Raw genomic sequence first — 14,224 nt, 5'->3', positions numbered from 1 at the left:
ACTGGGCTTTTCGTTGTACAACGTGATCCGTTTGAACATCAACAAGCATGTCATGGTGTGACGCCGTAATGCTCTTGACCCTCGCAATAGAACATCAACTAGCCCGCCTGGAATAACGACGAACGTTCCTGTTACTGCCTGAACGTCACTCGGGCAGCTGTCATGTCTGATGTCGGAAAGGCAACTCCATCAGCATGAGCCCTGAAAATATCTCCATGATTTAAATGATGTTTTTACCGGGATTTTTTCGAAAATAACCTTTTGCGTACTGTTAATTAACCGTTACCCAACTTCTCAATGGCAGTACGTCATAGGCACTATCCATACAGCCAGTTAGAAACAAGCCATCTGACCGGGCCTTCACGGAGAGTAAAAAAATCGAGGCTTTCGATGGGCCTCAAAACAATAAAAAACAATAAATGGCGAGGAATTCACGATGACAATGCATAACGTCTGGGAATCAATTGTCGCTTTCTATGAGCCGACAGTTGAAATAATGAGCTTATGGGCCTTTGGGCTTCCTCTTTTCGTAACAGTCATTGCGGTAATGTTCATCTTCTCGCAAAAGTGGCAAGGTCCCCTGACCCTGCGCGCTCTAATCAATGCAGCCTTTCCCAGGGAGCAATACGACCACGCTTCATCGCGCGTCGATAGGTGGAACGGCATTATCCTGCTTATGCTGGGCTTTCCCCTTGTCGGTGTCATCGCCATTAATGGCATCGCTATCGCTGACAACGCAGGCGCTTATTTAAACGCTGAATTCGGCGCCCAGGAGCCTGTGATCACAACGACCTGGCTAATGGTCTCGGTTCAGTTTCTGGTCTATTTCCTGAGCGTGGACTTCGTGGGGTACTGGGTACACCGTTGGTGCCATACTCATGCACTGCTCTGGCATCTTCACAAGCCTCACCACACCGCTGAAACACTCACGCCCTGGACGCTCTTTCGACAACACCCCATCGAGTTCTTTGGCCTGAATATCATTCCAGCGATTTTTGGTGGGGCCTTCACCGGGGTTGTACTGTATGCAACGGGAAGCCAAATTCATCCGGGCATGGTCGCTGCAGTCACCACAACGGCCTATATCGCCTTCTTTGTGATAGATGTTTTTTCTCACGTCCATATGCCGATCTCCTATGGGTGGCTGAACAGGATCATTTTGGCTCCCGTCATGCACAACTTGCATCACAGTATGGAGCCCCATCACTGGGACAAGAATAACGCGGTCATACTGACACTCTGGGATTGGATGTTCGGCACACTGTACCTGCCCAAACAGGGCGAAACCTGGCGTTGGGGATGCAACGACGAAGAATATGGCGCCAACAATCCACACAAAACCCTGAAGGGGTTCTATATCGATCCTTTCAAGACCTTCTGGCGTCACTTGAAGGAAGGCGAGAGCCCAAATCCATAATGGGTGCTGCGCTTGGCAAGCTAAAAGACAAGACCTCAATTCCAGTAAAGGAAATCAACATGGCATTGAAAGACACACTCCATTGGCGCTATGCAACCAAGAGCTACAACGGCGACAAGGTGGCGCAAGAGAAGATCGATCCGATCCTGGAAGCCATACGTCTGGCCCCCAGCAGCTCGGGCATGCAGCCTTTCAAGGTGTTAATCATTACTAACCCTGAGTTGAAGGCGCAGTTGCAGCCGATCTGCGCCAACCAACAGCAAATTACTCAATCGTCCCATTTATTGATTTTTGCTGCCTGGGATGAATATACGCCTGAGCGGGTCAACGGTTTTTTCGAATACAGCAACGCGATACGTAACCTGCCTGCCAGTGTCACCGATGATTACCGGCTATCGTTGCTCGACTCGTTAGGCAGCATGAGCAAGGAGCAGCAGTTTTTTCACGCTTCCAAACAATGCTACATCGCGTTGGGATTTGCGCTGCTGGCGGCTGCTGAACTTGGCGTGGATGCCACGCCCATGGAAGGGTTCGACAGCAGCGCGGTGGACGCGCTTCTGAAGCTTCCCGAACAGGGGTTGAACAGTTCGGTTCTTTTGGCCCTGGGGTACCGGGATACCGAAAGCGATTGGCTGGTAACACTCGAAAAAGTCCGGCGCGACAAGGCGCATATGTTCGTGGAGATTGCCTAGGGTCTACTCCCGTCTCTCGCACGCCACATCTGACTGACGTCAAGCGGGCGTGCGATCAGTAACTCTGCCGATAGGTTCGACGGACCAAACGTACGCACCTCGTACAGCGCTTCGAAGGCCTCGCTATCACCTAGCTGGGCCTTCAAGCGACTCAGTTCGGCACTGTTCGAGGCGATCTTTGCCGCTTCTATCAGGGCAGGATCCATAATGCCGGCCACGACGACGATGTGATTTCCTGCCGGTCCCGGGAAGCTGGCAAGGTACGCATAATCACGGCGCATGATTCTTTCAGTGGTTGGCTCGGCCCAATCGGATTGAAATTGATCGCCGCTCGCTCGATCCACAAGGGTATCGCCGCTGGCCGATAGCGAAAAACCGGAAAGGTCGAAGAACGGTTCATGCAGATCGCCGAGGGTGTCGAGCAAACCGACATAGACAATATCGTGATCGCTCAGCATCTCATTGGTGAAGCGTGATGTTGTCACATCCTTGATCAGGCTTGAATTGCCAGGCCTCGTTGCGGCCACGATTGGCGTCACCGAAACCAGAGCCGATGAGAGCCCACTCGGCAAGTGATGGGCATTCATGTCGACATACCTCTGGCCGGCCCCAGGCATCTGCTGCTTGTACTTATTGAGGTCCTCGCTGGAAGCAATGGTGTAATCAGCGACCATGCGAAGAATGGAGCCATCAGCGCCTTGTTCACCGAATACGTAAAAATCACCGGAAACGATCAATAGCTCAGCTGGATTTTTCGTCAGACCACTCCAGAGAATGCTCTCGACACGCGCGTCATTGGGTGGTTTCCCCGTCAGCCAGAGCCAGCACATTGCGTTGAACGCAAGGAAAAGCGCCACGCCGGCAAAATACCGCCAATCAAGCAAACGTCGGCGCGCAGGGTTGGAGTGGTTGTCTTGCTCATCGGGAGCAGCGACCACCAGACGGTATTCGCCACGCGGCAGGACAAGACGCTCGCCACGCTCATCGACGGGCGCAGCCTCGAGTTTTTTCTCAGCCGATGAATATGCACTCGAACCGTGGCATCAGCCGCGAGATCCACATTGGTGGGGCGACCAAACACAACGAGTGCAATCTCGACCTCCTTCGTTGGGGTCGCCGTGAGTGATCGATCGAGCAGAAACTCGAAAAGACGAATGATCTGCCGCGATTTACCGAGCGCACCACTCTTTAAAAGTCGTTGAGCGTGCGCCGCGAGTCGATTGTCCTCTTCAACGTCTTGTGACTTATCCATTGCACATCCTCACGACGCCCGTCGCTATTGACGCAGGCCAATATTCTGCAGCCCCTGGACATCATGACGTTGGCGATCAGGTTATTTCATATCCCTGACTTGCACCCACAGCACCGCGTCCTGGGAAAGGGGTTTGCCTTTATAGATTTTGGTCGCACCGATGTTGAGCGCGGCAATGCCCCACCAGCCGGCACGTGGCAGGCCGATCGTCACCACACCCTGGGCGTCCGAATAGGTACTCAGGGATTTGAACGAGGCTTGGGGGGCCTTGACATAGTCCTGCTTGCCGAAGGCGTTGTCTTTGAGGTCGACAGAATGGTTGACGTATTCGAGTTCTATCTCGGCGAACGGAACGGGCTTGCCGTCAGCCAGGACCACTGCGCGGAACACGCCGCCCGTCCAGTTTGCGTAGGGCTTGTTGAGGGGTTGGATCTCAACCGGCAACCCCTGGGGCTCTGACCAGTTACCGGGGACGCCACCCACGTTGACGACGAGCTTGGTGAACTGCTGGATGTAAACGTCTTCCTCTTTTTCCAGATAGGGCTCAGGTTCGAGCACGAAAATATGGTCGCCCAGTGAGCGCACCAACTCCCGTGGAATCGATGCTCGATAGGCGGCCGCTTGATTGTCGCGACTCTGCCACTGGACAGGCTTGAGGTATTGGCGCAGGTCGGTTTTTTCGCCGCCGTGGGCGCTGATGAGATTGAACGCGCGGGGTTCACCCATATTCATCGTCGGGCCGCCGGAGAACGGGTGCGTGAACACTATGGCGAAGTCCAGATTAGCTGCACGTTGCAACGCCGTTTCGTCGAGGTAGAGCATCTGAAAGTGAGCTTGCGCGGCGCAGGTCATGCAACTGAAGGTCGCGGCGGCAAGGGCTTGAAGCAGTCGTCGTTTGATCGGCATGGTCGGTTTCACTGTGTAATGTCGGAGGACTGAATGGTGGCGCCATGGTTTTCGCCGCCCAGAAACTCAACGGAGTACGCGCCGGCGGGGGCCTGGAACGTGTAGCTGTTGTCCTTGCCGACAGTGCCTTCAAGCAACAGCTTGTTGCCCGTGTCCTGGACATGGATTTTTCGACCCACGGCGGAACTGCCGTCGGTGTAGCCCGCTTCGCACTTGACCCAGTCGTCGTGCTCGATATAACAGTCGAAAACCGGGCCATGGGCCAGGGCGGCCTGGCAGAACAGCAGTGCACTTGCCAGCAGGATCGGGTGGGCAAACATTTGCGCTTTCATAAGGTTCAGCCTCTAGGGTCGAGATGAATCACTGCGGCGCCGCTGCTTGAATGGCAGCCGCAGGGGGACTGGCCGGCGCAAAAGCCGCCAGCAAGGCGTCCAGGTTGGAACTCAACAGCGCCTCGTAGCTGTTTGCCTTGTTGGCGAGCATGCCCGGATTGCCGATATCCAGGATCAGCAGGCGTGCGCCGCCGTCCTCGATGGCTCGTACAATCCTGGCGTCAGGCGCCCATTTGTGGACCACCACGCGGATATCACGCTCGCGAAGGTAGCGAGTCAGGGCGGCGCGGTCGGCGTCAGTCCAGTCGATGTCCTGGCGTACGAACCAACCGTCTACGTACACGCCGAACTCGCCGAGCAGGTAGACCGGCTCGCTGGTCAGCGACAGGACGCGCAGGTCCGGCACTTTCAGCAGCCGGTCACCGTAGTCGGCCTTCAGTTGGCGGATCCGGCCGTCGAGCGCGGCGAGGTTGCGCGCGATCCGTGGCGCGTCGTCCGGGGACAGCCGCGCCAGGTCGGCTGCAATCAGTGCCGACATGCGCATGGCATTCACGGGCCCCAGCCAGGCGTAAGGCGACGGGGCGCCTTCGGCGTTGCGAACGTCAGCCCAGGGCACATCATTGGCGGGCGCACGGGTGGTGGCCACACCGGGCTTGAGGTTGTCCCAAGAATGCGAAGCATCGATTTCGACGATCCGCAGAGTGTGGCGCCGCGCCGTCGCATACAGCGGGTCAGCGCGCCACAGGCTGCTCAGGGTGACCACGGCGACGGCCGTCTGGAACACGGTGGGGTCCAGGCGCGACAGCGCGTTGGCCTGGCTTTCCATGGGGACGGCGGCGTCCAGTGGAACACGTACGACCTCGAGGTGTGTGCCTTCGCCGAGTGCCGACGTGAGTGCATACACCGCCGGCAGGGCGACCAGCACTTTTTGTTGGCTGACGTCCGCGAAGGCTGACGGCGCGCCGCCCAGCAGACATGCCAGCAGCACCAGCCAGGGGCGAATGGATGGGTTGAACCGTGTCATACGCTGGCCCCTCTGAACTGCGGCGCGGTGCCGCGGATGATGGTTGTGAACGCAAACACCAGGGCCGCGACGATCACGATGGCGCCGCCCGTGGGCACGGGAATATGGAACTGCATCGGTGCCAGAATGCCGACCACGCAGGAAAAGGTCGCAATCAGCACGGCCCAGGTAACCAGGCCAGGCAATGAATGGCTGATGTTGCGCGCCGCGGCTGCCGGTATCAGCAGCAGGGCCTCGACCAGCACGGCCCCGATGATCTTCAGGCAGGCGACCGTTACCAGGGTGACCAGCACCACGAACAGGTACTCGACGCTGCGCACCTTCACGCCGCGCGCATGGGCCAGGCTTGGATTGAGGCTGGAAAGCAACATGCCGTTGTAGAGGGGCAGGCCGATCAGAGTGCAAATCACGGTCACGCCCAGCAGTACGTTCATGTCGGTGTGGTCAACGGCCAGGATCGAGCCGAACAGCACACCCTCCATCACATGCGTGTTGATTTTCGCTGACACGAACAGCAGCAATGAGGCACCGACCGCCAGCGAGATGGAGAGGAATACGCCGATCAGCGTGTCATTGGCCAGGGTGGTGCGGTGCTGGGTGTACTTGAGCGTCAGGGCGAACAGCAGGCAGAAGCCGAACATCGAAAAGTAGGGCGAGGTATACGACTCGCCGATCAGCACGCCAATGGCCACGCCGGTCATCGCCGCATTGCCCACGGACTGGCTGAAGAACGCCATCCGCTTGATCATCACCATCGAGCCCAACACCCCCAGCAACGGACCGATCAGCACTGAGCACATCAACGCATTGATCACGAACTCGTATTCGAAGGGTTGCGGCAACACGTGACTTGCGGCGAGCGCCTGGAGGTGATCGCGAATGAAGTCATACAAGGCATTCATCGAATGACCTCCAGTCGGCTGTCGATCTGCTCGGCGGGGCCGTGAAACAGCACCCGCTGGTTGATAACGGTCACGGACTGCGCGATGCGCTTGACCTGTTCGAGGTCGTGATTGATCCACAGGATGGTCACCCCACGGGTGTTCAGCTCAGTCACCAGTGCCTCCACCAGGCGCACACCGGCTTCGTCGATCCCTGCGGTCGGCTCATCGAGGATCAGCAGCCACGGCATCGGGCTGATCGCCTGAGCCAGCAGCACACGTTGACGCTGGCCGCCGGACAAGCTGCCAAACGGTTTTTTACCCATTCCCGCCATGCCGGTACGTTCCAGGGCCTGGTCATTGGCTGCCCTGGCCGCGCGGCTTGCGCCCAGGAAGGCGGGCCGGCGTTGACCCAACAGGGCCATGAGATCGTTGACCGTCATCGGCACATTGCGGTCGAAGTCCGGCAACTGCGGGACATACCCCAGGGGCGTGGTGAATTCACCCTCGAATCGGATCGTCCCCGAGTGTGGTATCTGGCCCAGCAGCGCACGCACCAGCGAGGTCTTGCCGCCGCCGTTGGGGCCTACCAGGCAGTGCAGGGCGCCGGCCTCGATGCGCAGGTTCACCTGATCGAGCACCTGCGTGCCGCCCAGTCGCAGGCAGACGTTGTCGAACACAATGGCGGGCCCGCGCATTGCGTATTCCTCCTTCAGCGCGTTCATTGCTGGGTGTACTCAACGGCTTGCGCCAGGGTTTCGAGGTTTTCGCGCATCGCCACCTCGAACTCGTCCGCGCTGTAGGTATCGCCGGTGATATGGGACAGGGCGAACACCTTCACGCCGGTGGCGGCTTCGATGGGTTTGGCCAGGTCGAGGGAGAAGTTCTTCTCGGCGAACAGCACCTTGACGTTGGCTTTCTTGATTGCCTCGATGGTGTTGGCCAATTGGCGTGCCGTCGGCGCGACGCCGTGGCGCGGCTCGATCACGGCGCTTACGAACAGGCCGAACTCCTGCATCATGTAGTCGTAGCCGGCATGGGTCGTCGCGCAGCGGAACGAAGACAGGTCCAGTGCGGCGAAGCGCGTCATGAAGCCTGCACGCAGCTCGCGGATACGGCCGGCATACGCCAGGGCATTTTTTCGATACGCGGCAGCGTTGTCCGGGTCCAGTTCACCGAGCCGGCGAGCTATCTCGAACACTTGTTGTATCGCCGCCGTGGTGGAGACAAAAGTGTGCGGGTTGACCACCTTCACGCCTTCCTGGTCGCCGCCGATGGGAATCAGGGCCACCGTCGCATTCGCCTGGATAATCGGCAGGTTTTCCGTACGGCCGGCGGCCTTGATGATCTGGAAGGCCCATTCATCGTGGCCGATGCCGTTGACCACCAGCACATCGATATTCATCGCGCGGGTGATGTCATCGGGCTGCGGCTGGTAATTGTGCGGGTTGGCCTCTGCCGGGATGAGCGCAACGACTTGCGCCCGATCACCCACGATATTGGCCACGAAGCTGTAATAGGGATGCAGGGTGATACCGATTCTGAGTGGCTTCGCCGAGGCCAAGGCCGGGGCGGCGAGCGCGATGGCGGGTATCAGCACCCACAGCGCGATGCAACGGCGCCACAAGGCGCGGGGTTTCGTGACAACAGTCATGGCTGGGTTCCTTTTACGCGTTCGATTTCGCTGGCGCCGTCGTACGGGATGACTTGGCGCCATCCCTCGCCGACCAGGGATTCGGGCTTGACGATGGCGGGGTAGGGCGCGTCTGGGTCGCGGTGGACCCAGATCGTCGCCTGGTTGGCCCACATCACACCGGCATGGGCATGCCCGATGATCAGCAGGTAGGCGCTCTGGCCGGGCGCGTGGCCGGCTGAGCCGTAGTAGACCGTCGCGCCCTGGCCCAGGGTGGCTTTGGACACGTCGCTGGCGGTCTGGTCTGCCGCCGTGGCATCGTCGTCGCCGCCCTTATGGGCCAGGTGGGTGCCGGGCAGAATCAATTGCCAGTGCACTTCACCATTGGCCTTCCAGAAGGCATCCCGGTAGAAGGGCGGCAGCAACAGTTCCTGGGCGCGCTCCAGAGTGACCCAGCCGCCGGTATCGTTGTTGTTCCAGATGATTTCTTCACCGGCCGGCAGCAATGCGCTGTGGATGGCCTGATCGACCGCACCCAGGCCATCGAAGGAACGTACCTGCCAGCTCAACGGGGTGGGCGGGCCAACGCGTTCGGGGCGCAGCAGCACGTAGCCTGCCACGCTGGCGATGACGGCCAGGGTCGCCAGCACCAGGGCCAGCGACTCCCAGCCGCTGGAGCGTGGGCGCACCCGCGTGACGGCAGCGGCTGAACGCGCCATCAGAGAAATGCAATCCAGCGGCCGAGGAACACCACGCCCGCCCACAACAGCAACGAGCTGAAGCCGGCGACACGCGCCTGACGGGGAGGCGGCAGTTGGGTGTCCCATTCGGCGATTCGGCGAAAGGCCCCCAGGTGGAACACCGCCATGTTGATGCCTGCCAGCATCAACAGGCCCATTTTGAAAAGGAACGCGGTGTTCTGCACATAGGTCGTGCCGTTGGCGCAGAACATCAGCAGACCGGTGATGACACAGGTCACGAACGCGACCCAGGTGTAGGGCAGCAAATCCTGGATCAGCTTGAGCGCGCCGCGCCGGTGGGCGGTCACGCCAAGCAGGCGTAAATCCACCACGGCGATGGTGCCGTAGACGATGGCAATGCCGATCACATGCACCGATTCGAGCATCGGAAAAGCCGAGCCTGACTCGCGGATGAATGTCGCGACAGGGGTGTCCTGAACGGCTTGCAGCAGGGGTTGAATATCCATGGCGAATACCTGATAACTTTCGTTGAAAACGCTTAGATCGTGTAGGCGATCCAGCGACCGCAAATGATCACGACGCACCACAAACCGATCGACAGCCACGCAAGTGCCTTCACCGGACGCGATGCGTCGTCGCTGCCTGCATGGCTGGCGGGGCGCATCAACGGGCGGCGCAGCAACCAGGTCATGCTGAACGCTGTCACCACCAGGGCCATCTTCAGCCAGAACGTCGAGTTGACGAGCACCCGGTCGGGCTCGGCGATGATCATCACCAACCCGGTGCACAGCAGCACGATCAGCGCATTGCGCATCCACGGGTAGTAACGGCGTACGACGCCGCGCAAGGGCTCATCGCTGGCGAACACGCCCGCCAGGCGAAGATCGGAAATCAGTGCCGAGCCGAAGAGCACGGTGATGGCGATGATATGAATGCTCTGCACGGTGGGGATCACCCACAGGATGTCGCGGATCGCAGTGCTCAACGGTGACGCGTAGATCCAGGCAATGATGAGTGAAGATGACATCGGCTTTTCTTCCGCAGTGGGTTAGAAATCTTGAGGGGTTGCGATCGGATGCAGGCCCGCCGCATCCTCCGGCAGCAAGTAGCCTTCCTTGATCGAAACAGCTTTGGCGTCTTCGAATTTCTGTGCGTAGCGGTTGAAGTTTCCATAACGCTGGCCGAGCACTTCCTTCGAGTAAGGCACCTTGGTGTCGTAGATCAACCCGCAGCCGGTCTCTTGATCGGTGAGGTAGGTGGCGCTGGGCACCTGGATCCATGGCGGGCGCAGGCCGCCTTGCAGGTTGCCGGTGGCAGGCGCACGGGCAGCGGCCTTGCCGTCACGGACCACCCGGGGCGCTTTGGGCATGGGTTTGCCGTCACGTACCCATTGGTCCATGCCATCGAGCAGTGCCGAGACCACCAATTCAACCGGTTCGTCATACAGCGTCCGGCACCGCGGGTCGTCGCCCTTGCCGATGTCGGCAGCGAGCTGTTCGGTGTGCTCCGTACCAAGGTCGGCCAGGCGCAGATGGGGCATGCCAGTGACTTCGTAGTAGCGCAGTTGCGGAGTGTCGGTGTCCGGGGGCAGGGGGATGCCTTCGATCACGTCGTGCATCAATTCGGACTGGCTGAAGACCGTCACGAACGGCACGCCTTCGGGCATCTGGCGGGGCACTCGGATCACGTCGCCGCCCACTTCTCCGTAGGCCATGCGGCCGGTCATGTAGGCGTCGATCAGCGGCGTTTCGTCGGGCATGCGCCACAGCTGGTGACGACCCTGGTCGAGATAGTCCATCCAGACTTGTGCGGTGACGGCCCAGCTATTCACATAGACGCGCTGCACGTCGAGGTCGGCCAGTGGGCTCTGTGTCCCCTTGGTTTTAAGCAGCAACGCCAACTGCGCGCCGATGCCCTGGGATTGGGGTGCAAACGGATCGGGCGCTTCGCCACGTGTGAAGTGTGCCGGGTCGTAGTAGGTGCCCAGCGGCGCGTAGCGGGCAAAGTCGAAGCGACGCATGAACTCGAAGTTCACGATCCGCCCGTACTGGGCGATCTGTTCGGCTTCGGCCGCCGGGGTTTCGGAGATGAACTTGGGGTCCACCGCCGGCTTGTTTACGTTCAGCGTGTACCCGACGTACGCGTAGCCGCGCCGCAGCAGATAGTCGCGGGTCAGGATCCAGCCGGCGCCGCGCTCGCCGAACCAACTGAACGGCTCGATCACCACCGTGCCATTGAAACGCGCCGGGTCCGCCGGTTTGCGTACCAGAATGCGCGTGGTGTAAGGCGCTTCCAGCAGGGTTTTGCCGGCGGCGGTGATGGCCGGGGCGACGCCTTGCAGGTAGTACTCCTGCTCGACGTAGCCGTAGTGATTGAGGTCGCTGTATTCGGTGCCCGGGCGTGTCGCCGACGACAGCGGTGCCTTGTCGGAAGGCGGCACCGCGATAGCCGTGGGCATGCGCGGCACGTCGGCGAACGTGTTCGACGCGACAAGCAGCGACAACACAACGCTGATGCCGATAGGGGTCAGGCGTTCCATTCTTAGCGCTCCAGAGGGGGGATGGGCGGATTCACTCAAGGCTCAGAGATGCCTTGCCCTCGCTGTCGATCACGATCTGGTTGTTCTCGCACACGTATTCTTGAATGGCGTAGTTGGAGCGCTTGTACTCGAACGTAAAGCGATAGGGGGTGTTGAGTACCTGCGGGTCTTCGATCAGGACCTGGTTTTCCAGGTGATCCGGCCCGCGCAGCCGGATGCGTTCGGTGATCTTCATCGCCGGCCCGTGGGGGACGTCGTAGAAGCGCACGTCTGTGCGCACCCGTTGGGTCTCGACCACCAGCGTGTCGCCCTCCCAGTGTCCGCGCGAATGGCCCTGGTACAGCGGGTCGAGGGTGTCTGTCGGTGGCATGGGCTGGTTCAAAAGAATCCGCCGCACCTGCTGGAGATACTCGCCGAGGATGATCACCTGCTTGTCGTCGCGAATGATCTGGATCGGGAAGAGCGCTGCCATCATGGTCGGCATGCCCTCGGGCAGGCACTTGGAACTGGTGGTGGCAATCGGCGTTCCGGCTTCGTTGGCCACAGCCTCTTTCTTTTTGAGCGCAACGTACTCGGCGGCATAGGGTGCCTTGAGATCCATCGGACCGCCGGGATGTACCGGGTCGTCCGGGTTTTCGCCGAACCAGTCGTCCGGGGTTCTTTCCCAGGTACCGCTGATGTCTGGCCGGGTGGCCACGCTGTGCTTGTCGGTTTGCGGTTTTGACGCTGTCGCGGCGCTGCTCATCCCGGCGGCAGTCACGAGCACCATTCCCAGGAAGAGCATGGCTGTGCTGCAGGTTCGTGCTGGTTTCATTGAAGTGTCTCCGCGTTGCTGGTTTGCCCAGTTCTGTTGTTGTCGCACTCGGGAGGGGTCGCGTTTAGCCGCCGCCCGAGAGCACCACGTCACCCATCTTGATCTCCACCAGCAGCCCGCCCGGTTCACCGTTTTTCAGCGGTTTGAAGGACACCTCGGCGGTTTCGCCAGCCTTGACCGAATTGGCTGTCCAGCCCGTGCGTTGCAGCGCATTGACGCTGCCGGTCTCGATCTTGAAGCGCTGGGCCGGTGGCCCGGGAACGTCGACATAGATGGTGATGTGCGGGTTGGTCCAGGCGAAGCGCTCGACCACACCTTTGATCGTGAGCGTCTGGGTCTGGTCGAACAGCGCAAAGGAATGGTGGGCACTGGCAACAGGCGCTAATGCACTGCAGGCTATGAGGGTCAAAAGACAAAGCCCCTGACGGAACAGCGGGGAGGGTGACAAAAGGGTCATGACGGGTGCCTCGGGTTTTTATGGTTCTTATGGGCCCAGCATAGGGCGCTCACGGTCAGAAGCCTTAGCCCAAAACGGCAACCAGTGAAGGCGCTGAGGCGTTGTTGCGCGCAAGGGGGCCGCTCGACGACGGATGGGCGATCTGGCCCTTGTACATGCTGATTTGGGTTACCGCATTGCCGAGCCAAGCCGGAACACTCCTGTTTCGCCTCACAACAATAAAAACAGGAGAGACGTTATGCGCATTCCCCCATACGCGCCGTTGCTGTCGCTGGTTGCACTCTGTGCAGTCGGCTCGCAGGCACATGCTTACGCGCTGTACAACGAAGACAACGGAGCAACCGTTTTGAATGCCGACCTGGGCGCCGCATTTGGCTGGTTTGGCGGCACCCATAACTACCTGGGCGATCCGCAGAAAAAATCCGGCGGCATGCATTGGCAGGAGGGTTACGTCAAATACGGTCTGACGGGCTCCACGGACAAGCTGGTTGCCGGCTCGGTCTATGGCGGCTTCAGCCTGCTTAGCAGCGGGTCCTGGGGTGACGGAGACATGGGGGCGACCACGGCGGGCGATGAGCGACGAACCGCTGTGGAAGACGCGTTCCTGGGCTGGAAATCAGGTGACCTGCTACCCGCCCTGGGCAAGGATGGCGTGGATTTCTCTTTTGGCCGCCAGATTGTCACGGTGGACGGCTTTCTGATCACCGACGATGGCTTCGACGCGGGTAACGCGTTCAGCCCCATCGAGGGCGTGCGTGATGGCCGGTTCAACCGGGGTGGCGCCTTTTACCTGGGTCAACGCCTGGCGTTTGGCAACACGGCGGTGCTGAAACTGGGTGGCAAGGAAGGGCTGCACGGCAGCTTGATATGGTTGAAATCCGACAACGCCGGGCAGTCCAAGACCGAACTGGCAGTGGGCACGATCGACTACACCACCCCCATCGGTTCGATCGGTACGACCTACGTGCATGGCCTGGATGTGGAGGAGAAATACGCCTTCGCCGATCGGCTTGAGCGCAAGGGCATGAACGTCTACAGCATCCGAGGGCAGGGCAATGCCGGGATCGAAAACGCCGATTTTGCGTTTGAGGTGGCCCGCCAGGAAAAACGTTCGGGCTCACAGCGAGCGATGTTCTTCGACGCGGGCTACACCTTCGTCGACACCCCATGGCAACCGACTGTCAGTTATCGTTATTCGCGCTACTCCGAAGGCTGGGACTTCCTGTTCCAAGGCGGTTATCGCAAACGGCTCCAGGGGGAAATAGGGCTTAATTACGCGGGTTCCGTGACCTCGAACATGCAGATCAACGACATACTCCTGTCGGTCAAACCGACCGAGAAATTGACCCTTAACGCGATGGCGTTCGACTACCACCAGCTTTCCCGCCGTCATGAGCTGGATTTCGCTGCGCAGGAGCTCGATCTGTTTGTGGATTGGGCCGTCACGGATAACATCACGCTTTCGCCGCTGGTGGGCTTCTACAAACCGCAGAAGTGGCTGGGCAACGGCGGCCGGCAGAGCGGCGACGCATCAACCAACACGTACATGCAGTTCATCGTGTGGGCGACGTTCTGA

17 protein-coding genes are annotated in these 14,224 nt (G+C 59.8%); 3 read left to right on the top strand and 14 right to left on the bottom strand.

Annotated features, from left to right (window positions below):
- Positions 1 to 436 precede the first annotated feature (436 nt).
- Entirely contained in the window at positions 437 to 1,417 is a 981-nt protein-coding gene (locus VRB54_RS12525; RefSeq protein ID WP_338477441.1) for a sterol desaturase family protein, read from the top strand.
- Between the two features lie 59 nt (positions 1,418 to 1,476).
- Complete coding sequence (locus tag VRB54_RS12520; RefSeq protein WP_057008813.1) at positions 1,477 to 2,109, top strand: nitroreductase family protein; 633 nt, start codon at positions 1,477 to 1,479, stop codon at positions 2,107 to 2,109.
- On the opposite strand, the gene VRB54_RS12515 is transcribed toward VRB54_RS12520, so the two are convergent.
- The 14 genes from VRB54_RS12515 to VRB54_RS12450 form a co-directional block, all read right to left on the bottom strand.
- Positions 2,106 to 2,966: a hypothetical protein gene (locus tag VRB54_RS12515; protein ID WP_338477440.1), complete on the bottom strand. Its 861-nt coding sequence runs from the start codon at positions 2,964 to 2,966 to the stop codon at positions 2,106 to 2,108. The two genes, VRB54_RS12520 and VRB54_RS12515, sit on opposite strands and share 4 nt — an antisense overlap.
- A complete protein-coding gene (locus VRB54_RS12510; RefSeq protein ID WP_338477439.1) occupies positions 2,921 to 3,361 on the bottom strand; it encodes a hypothetical protein in 441 nt (146 codons plus the stop codon). The genes VRB54_RS12515 and VRB54_RS12510 overlap by 46 nt, the downstream gene beginning before the upstream one ends.
- A gap of 81 nt (positions 3,362 to 3,442) precedes the next feature.
- Positions 3,443 to 4,267 carry a DUF4198 domain-containing protein gene (locus tag VRB54_RS12505; protein ID WP_338477438.1) on the bottom strand — a complete coding sequence of 275 codons (825 nt, stop codon included), beginning with the start codon at positions 4,265 to 4,267 and terminating at the stop codon, positions 3,443 to 3,445.
- 8 nt (positions 4,268 to 4,275) lie between these two features.
- Positions 4,276 to 4,599 (bottom strand): hypothetical protein, encoded by a 324-nt coding sequence (locus VRB54_RS12500; protein ID WP_338477437.1) that lies wholly within the window; start codon positions 4,597 to 4,599, stop codon positions 4,276 to 4,278.
- A 28-nt stretch (positions 4,600 to 4,627) separates the two neighbouring features.
- On the bottom strand, positions 4,628 to 5,623 hold the full coding sequence (locus VRB54_RS12495; protein WP_338477436.1) for a metal ABC transporter substrate-binding protein: 996 nt from the start codon (positions 5,621 to 5,623) through the stop codon (positions 4,628 to 4,630).
- A complete protein-coding gene (locus tag VRB54_RS12490; protein ID WP_057008809.1) occupies positions 5,620 to 6,525 on the bottom strand; it encodes a metal ABC transporter permease in 906 nt (301 codons plus the stop codon). Before VRB54_RS12490 ends, VRB54_RS12495 begins: the two co-directional genes overlap by 4 nt.
- Positions 6,522 to 7,202, bottom strand: coding sequence for a metal ABC transporter ATP-binding protein (locus VRB54_RS12485; protein ID WP_338477434.1), 681 nt, complete (start codon positions 7,200 to 7,202; stop codon positions 6,522 to 6,524). Before VRB54_RS12485 ends, VRB54_RS12490 begins: the two co-directional genes overlap by 4 nt.
- Positions 7,203 to 7,225: 23 nt before the next feature.
- Positions 7,226 to 8,158: a metal ABC transporter solute-binding protein, Zn/Mn family gene (locus VRB54_RS12480; RefSeq protein WP_338477433.1), complete on the bottom strand. Its 933-nt coding sequence runs from the start codon at positions 8,156 to 8,158 to the stop codon at positions 7,226 to 7,228.
- Positions 8,155 to 8,856, bottom strand: a complete 702-nt coding sequence (locus VRB54_RS12475) for a DUF6162 family protein (protein ID WP_338477432.1) — start codon at positions 8,854 to 8,856, stop codon at positions 8,155 to 8,157. Before VRB54_RS12475 ends, VRB54_RS12480 begins: the two co-directional genes overlap by 4 nt.
- On the bottom strand, positions 8,856 to 9,344 hold the full coding sequence (locus VRB54_RS12470) for a DUF6644 family protein (RefSeq protein ID WP_209982281.1): 489 nt from the start codon (positions 9,342 to 9,344) through the stop codon (positions 8,856 to 8,858). The genes VRB54_RS12475 and VRB54_RS12470 overlap by 1 nt, the downstream gene beginning before the upstream one ends.
- A gap of 32 nt (positions 9,345 to 9,376) precedes the next feature.
- Entirely contained in the window at positions 9,377 to 9,865 is a 489-nt protein-coding gene (locus VRB54_RS12465; protein WP_057008804.1) for a DUF6644 family protein, read from the bottom strand.
- 21 nt (positions 9,866 to 9,886) lie between these two features.
- Positions 9,887 to 11,377, bottom strand: coding sequence for an alpha/beta hydrolase domain-containing protein (locus VRB54_RS12460; protein ID WP_338477431.1), 1,491 nt, complete (start codon positions 11,375 to 11,377; stop codon positions 9,887 to 9,889).
- A gap of 31 nt (positions 11,378 to 11,408) precedes the next feature.
- Positions 11,409 to 12,191 (bottom strand): hypothetical protein, encoded by a 783-nt coding sequence (locus VRB54_RS12455; RefSeq protein WP_338477430.1) that lies wholly within the window; start codon positions 12,189 to 12,191, stop codon positions 11,409 to 11,411.
- 64 nt (positions 12,192 to 12,255) lie between these two features.
- Complete coding sequence (locus VRB54_RS12450; protein ID WP_231986813.1) at positions 12,256 to 12,600, bottom strand: DUF6152 family protein; 345 nt, start codon at positions 12,598 to 12,600, stop codon at positions 12,256 to 12,258.
- A gap of 286 nt (positions 12,601 to 12,886) precedes the next feature.
- Here VRB54_RS12450 and VRB54_RS12445 point away from each other — a divergent pair, with 286 nt between their 5' ends.
- Positions 12,887 to 14,224, top strand: coding sequence for a hypothetical protein (locus VRB54_RS12445; protein WP_338477429.1), 1,338 nt, complete (start codon positions 12,887 to 12,889; stop codon positions 14,222 to 14,224).

Source organism: Pseudomonas trivialis (genome assembly GCF_036864995.1).
GTDB classification, from domain to species: Bacteria; Pseudomonadota; Gammaproteobacteria; order Pseudomonadales; family Pseudomonadaceae; genus Aquipseudomonas; species Aquipseudomonas trivialis.
Note: the sequence above shows the minus strand (reverse complement) of the source record. Positions and strands in the feature narration are given on the sequence as shown.

Coding starts and splice junctions, on each gene's coding strand:
- VRB54_RS12470 (WP_209982281.1), bottom strand. CDS start 9,344: ATGGATATTCAACCCCTGCTGCAAGCCGTTCAGGACACCCCTGTCGCG.
- VRB54_RS12490 (WP_057008809.1), bottom strand. CDS start 6,525: ATGAATGCCTTGTATGACTTCATTCGCGATCACCTCCAGGCGCTCGCC.
- VRB54_RS12495 (WP_338477436.1), bottom strand. CDS start 5,623: ATGACACGGTTCAACCCATCCATTCGCCCCTGGCTGGTGCTGCTGGCA.
- VRB54_RS12485 (WP_338477434.1), bottom strand. CDS start 7,202: ATGCGCGGGCCCGCCATTGTGTTCGACAACGTCTGCCTGCGACTGGGC.
- VRB54_RS12465 (WP_057008804.1), bottom strand. CDS start 9,865: ATGTCATCTTCACTCATCATTGCCTGGATCTACGCGTCACCGTTGAGC.
- VRB54_RS12475 (WP_338477432.1), bottom strand. CDS start 8,856: ATGGCGCGTTCAGCCGCTGCCGTCACGCGGGTGCGCCCACGCTCCAGC.
- VRB54_RS12480 (WP_338477433.1), bottom strand. CDS start 8,158: ATGACTGTTGTCACGAAACCCCGCGCCTTGTGGCGCCGTTGCATCGCG.
- VRB54_RS12510 (WP_338477439.1), bottom strand. CDS start 3,361: ATGGATAAGTCACAAGACGTTGAAGAGGACAATCGACTCGCGGCGCAC.
- VRB54_RS12525 (WP_338477441.1), top strand. CDS start 437: ATGACAATGCATAACGTCTGGGAATCAATTGTCGCTTTCTATGAGCCG.
- VRB54_RS12500 (WP_338477437.1), bottom strand. CDS start 4,599: ATGAAAGCGCAAATGTTTGCCCACCCGATCCTGCTGGCAAGTGCACTG.
- VRB54_RS12445 (WP_338477429.1), top strand. CDS start 12,887: ATGCGCATTCCCCCATACGCGCCGTTGCTGTCGCTGGTTGCACTCTGT.
- VRB54_RS12505 (WP_338477438.1), bottom strand. CDS start 4,267: ATGCCGATCAAACGACGACTGCTTCAAGCCCTTGCCGCCGCGACCTTC.
- VRB54_RS12520 (WP_057008813.1), top strand. CDS start 1,477: ATGGCATTGAAAGACACACTCCATTGGCGCTATGCAACCAAGAGCTAC.
- VRB54_RS12455 (WP_338477430.1), bottom strand. CDS start 12,191: ATGAAACCAGCACGAACCTGCAGCACAGCCATGCTCTTCCTGGGAATG.
- VRB54_RS12460 (WP_338477431.1), bottom strand. CDS start 11,377: ATGGAACGCCTGACCCCTATCGGCATCAGCGTTGTGTTGTCGCTGCTT.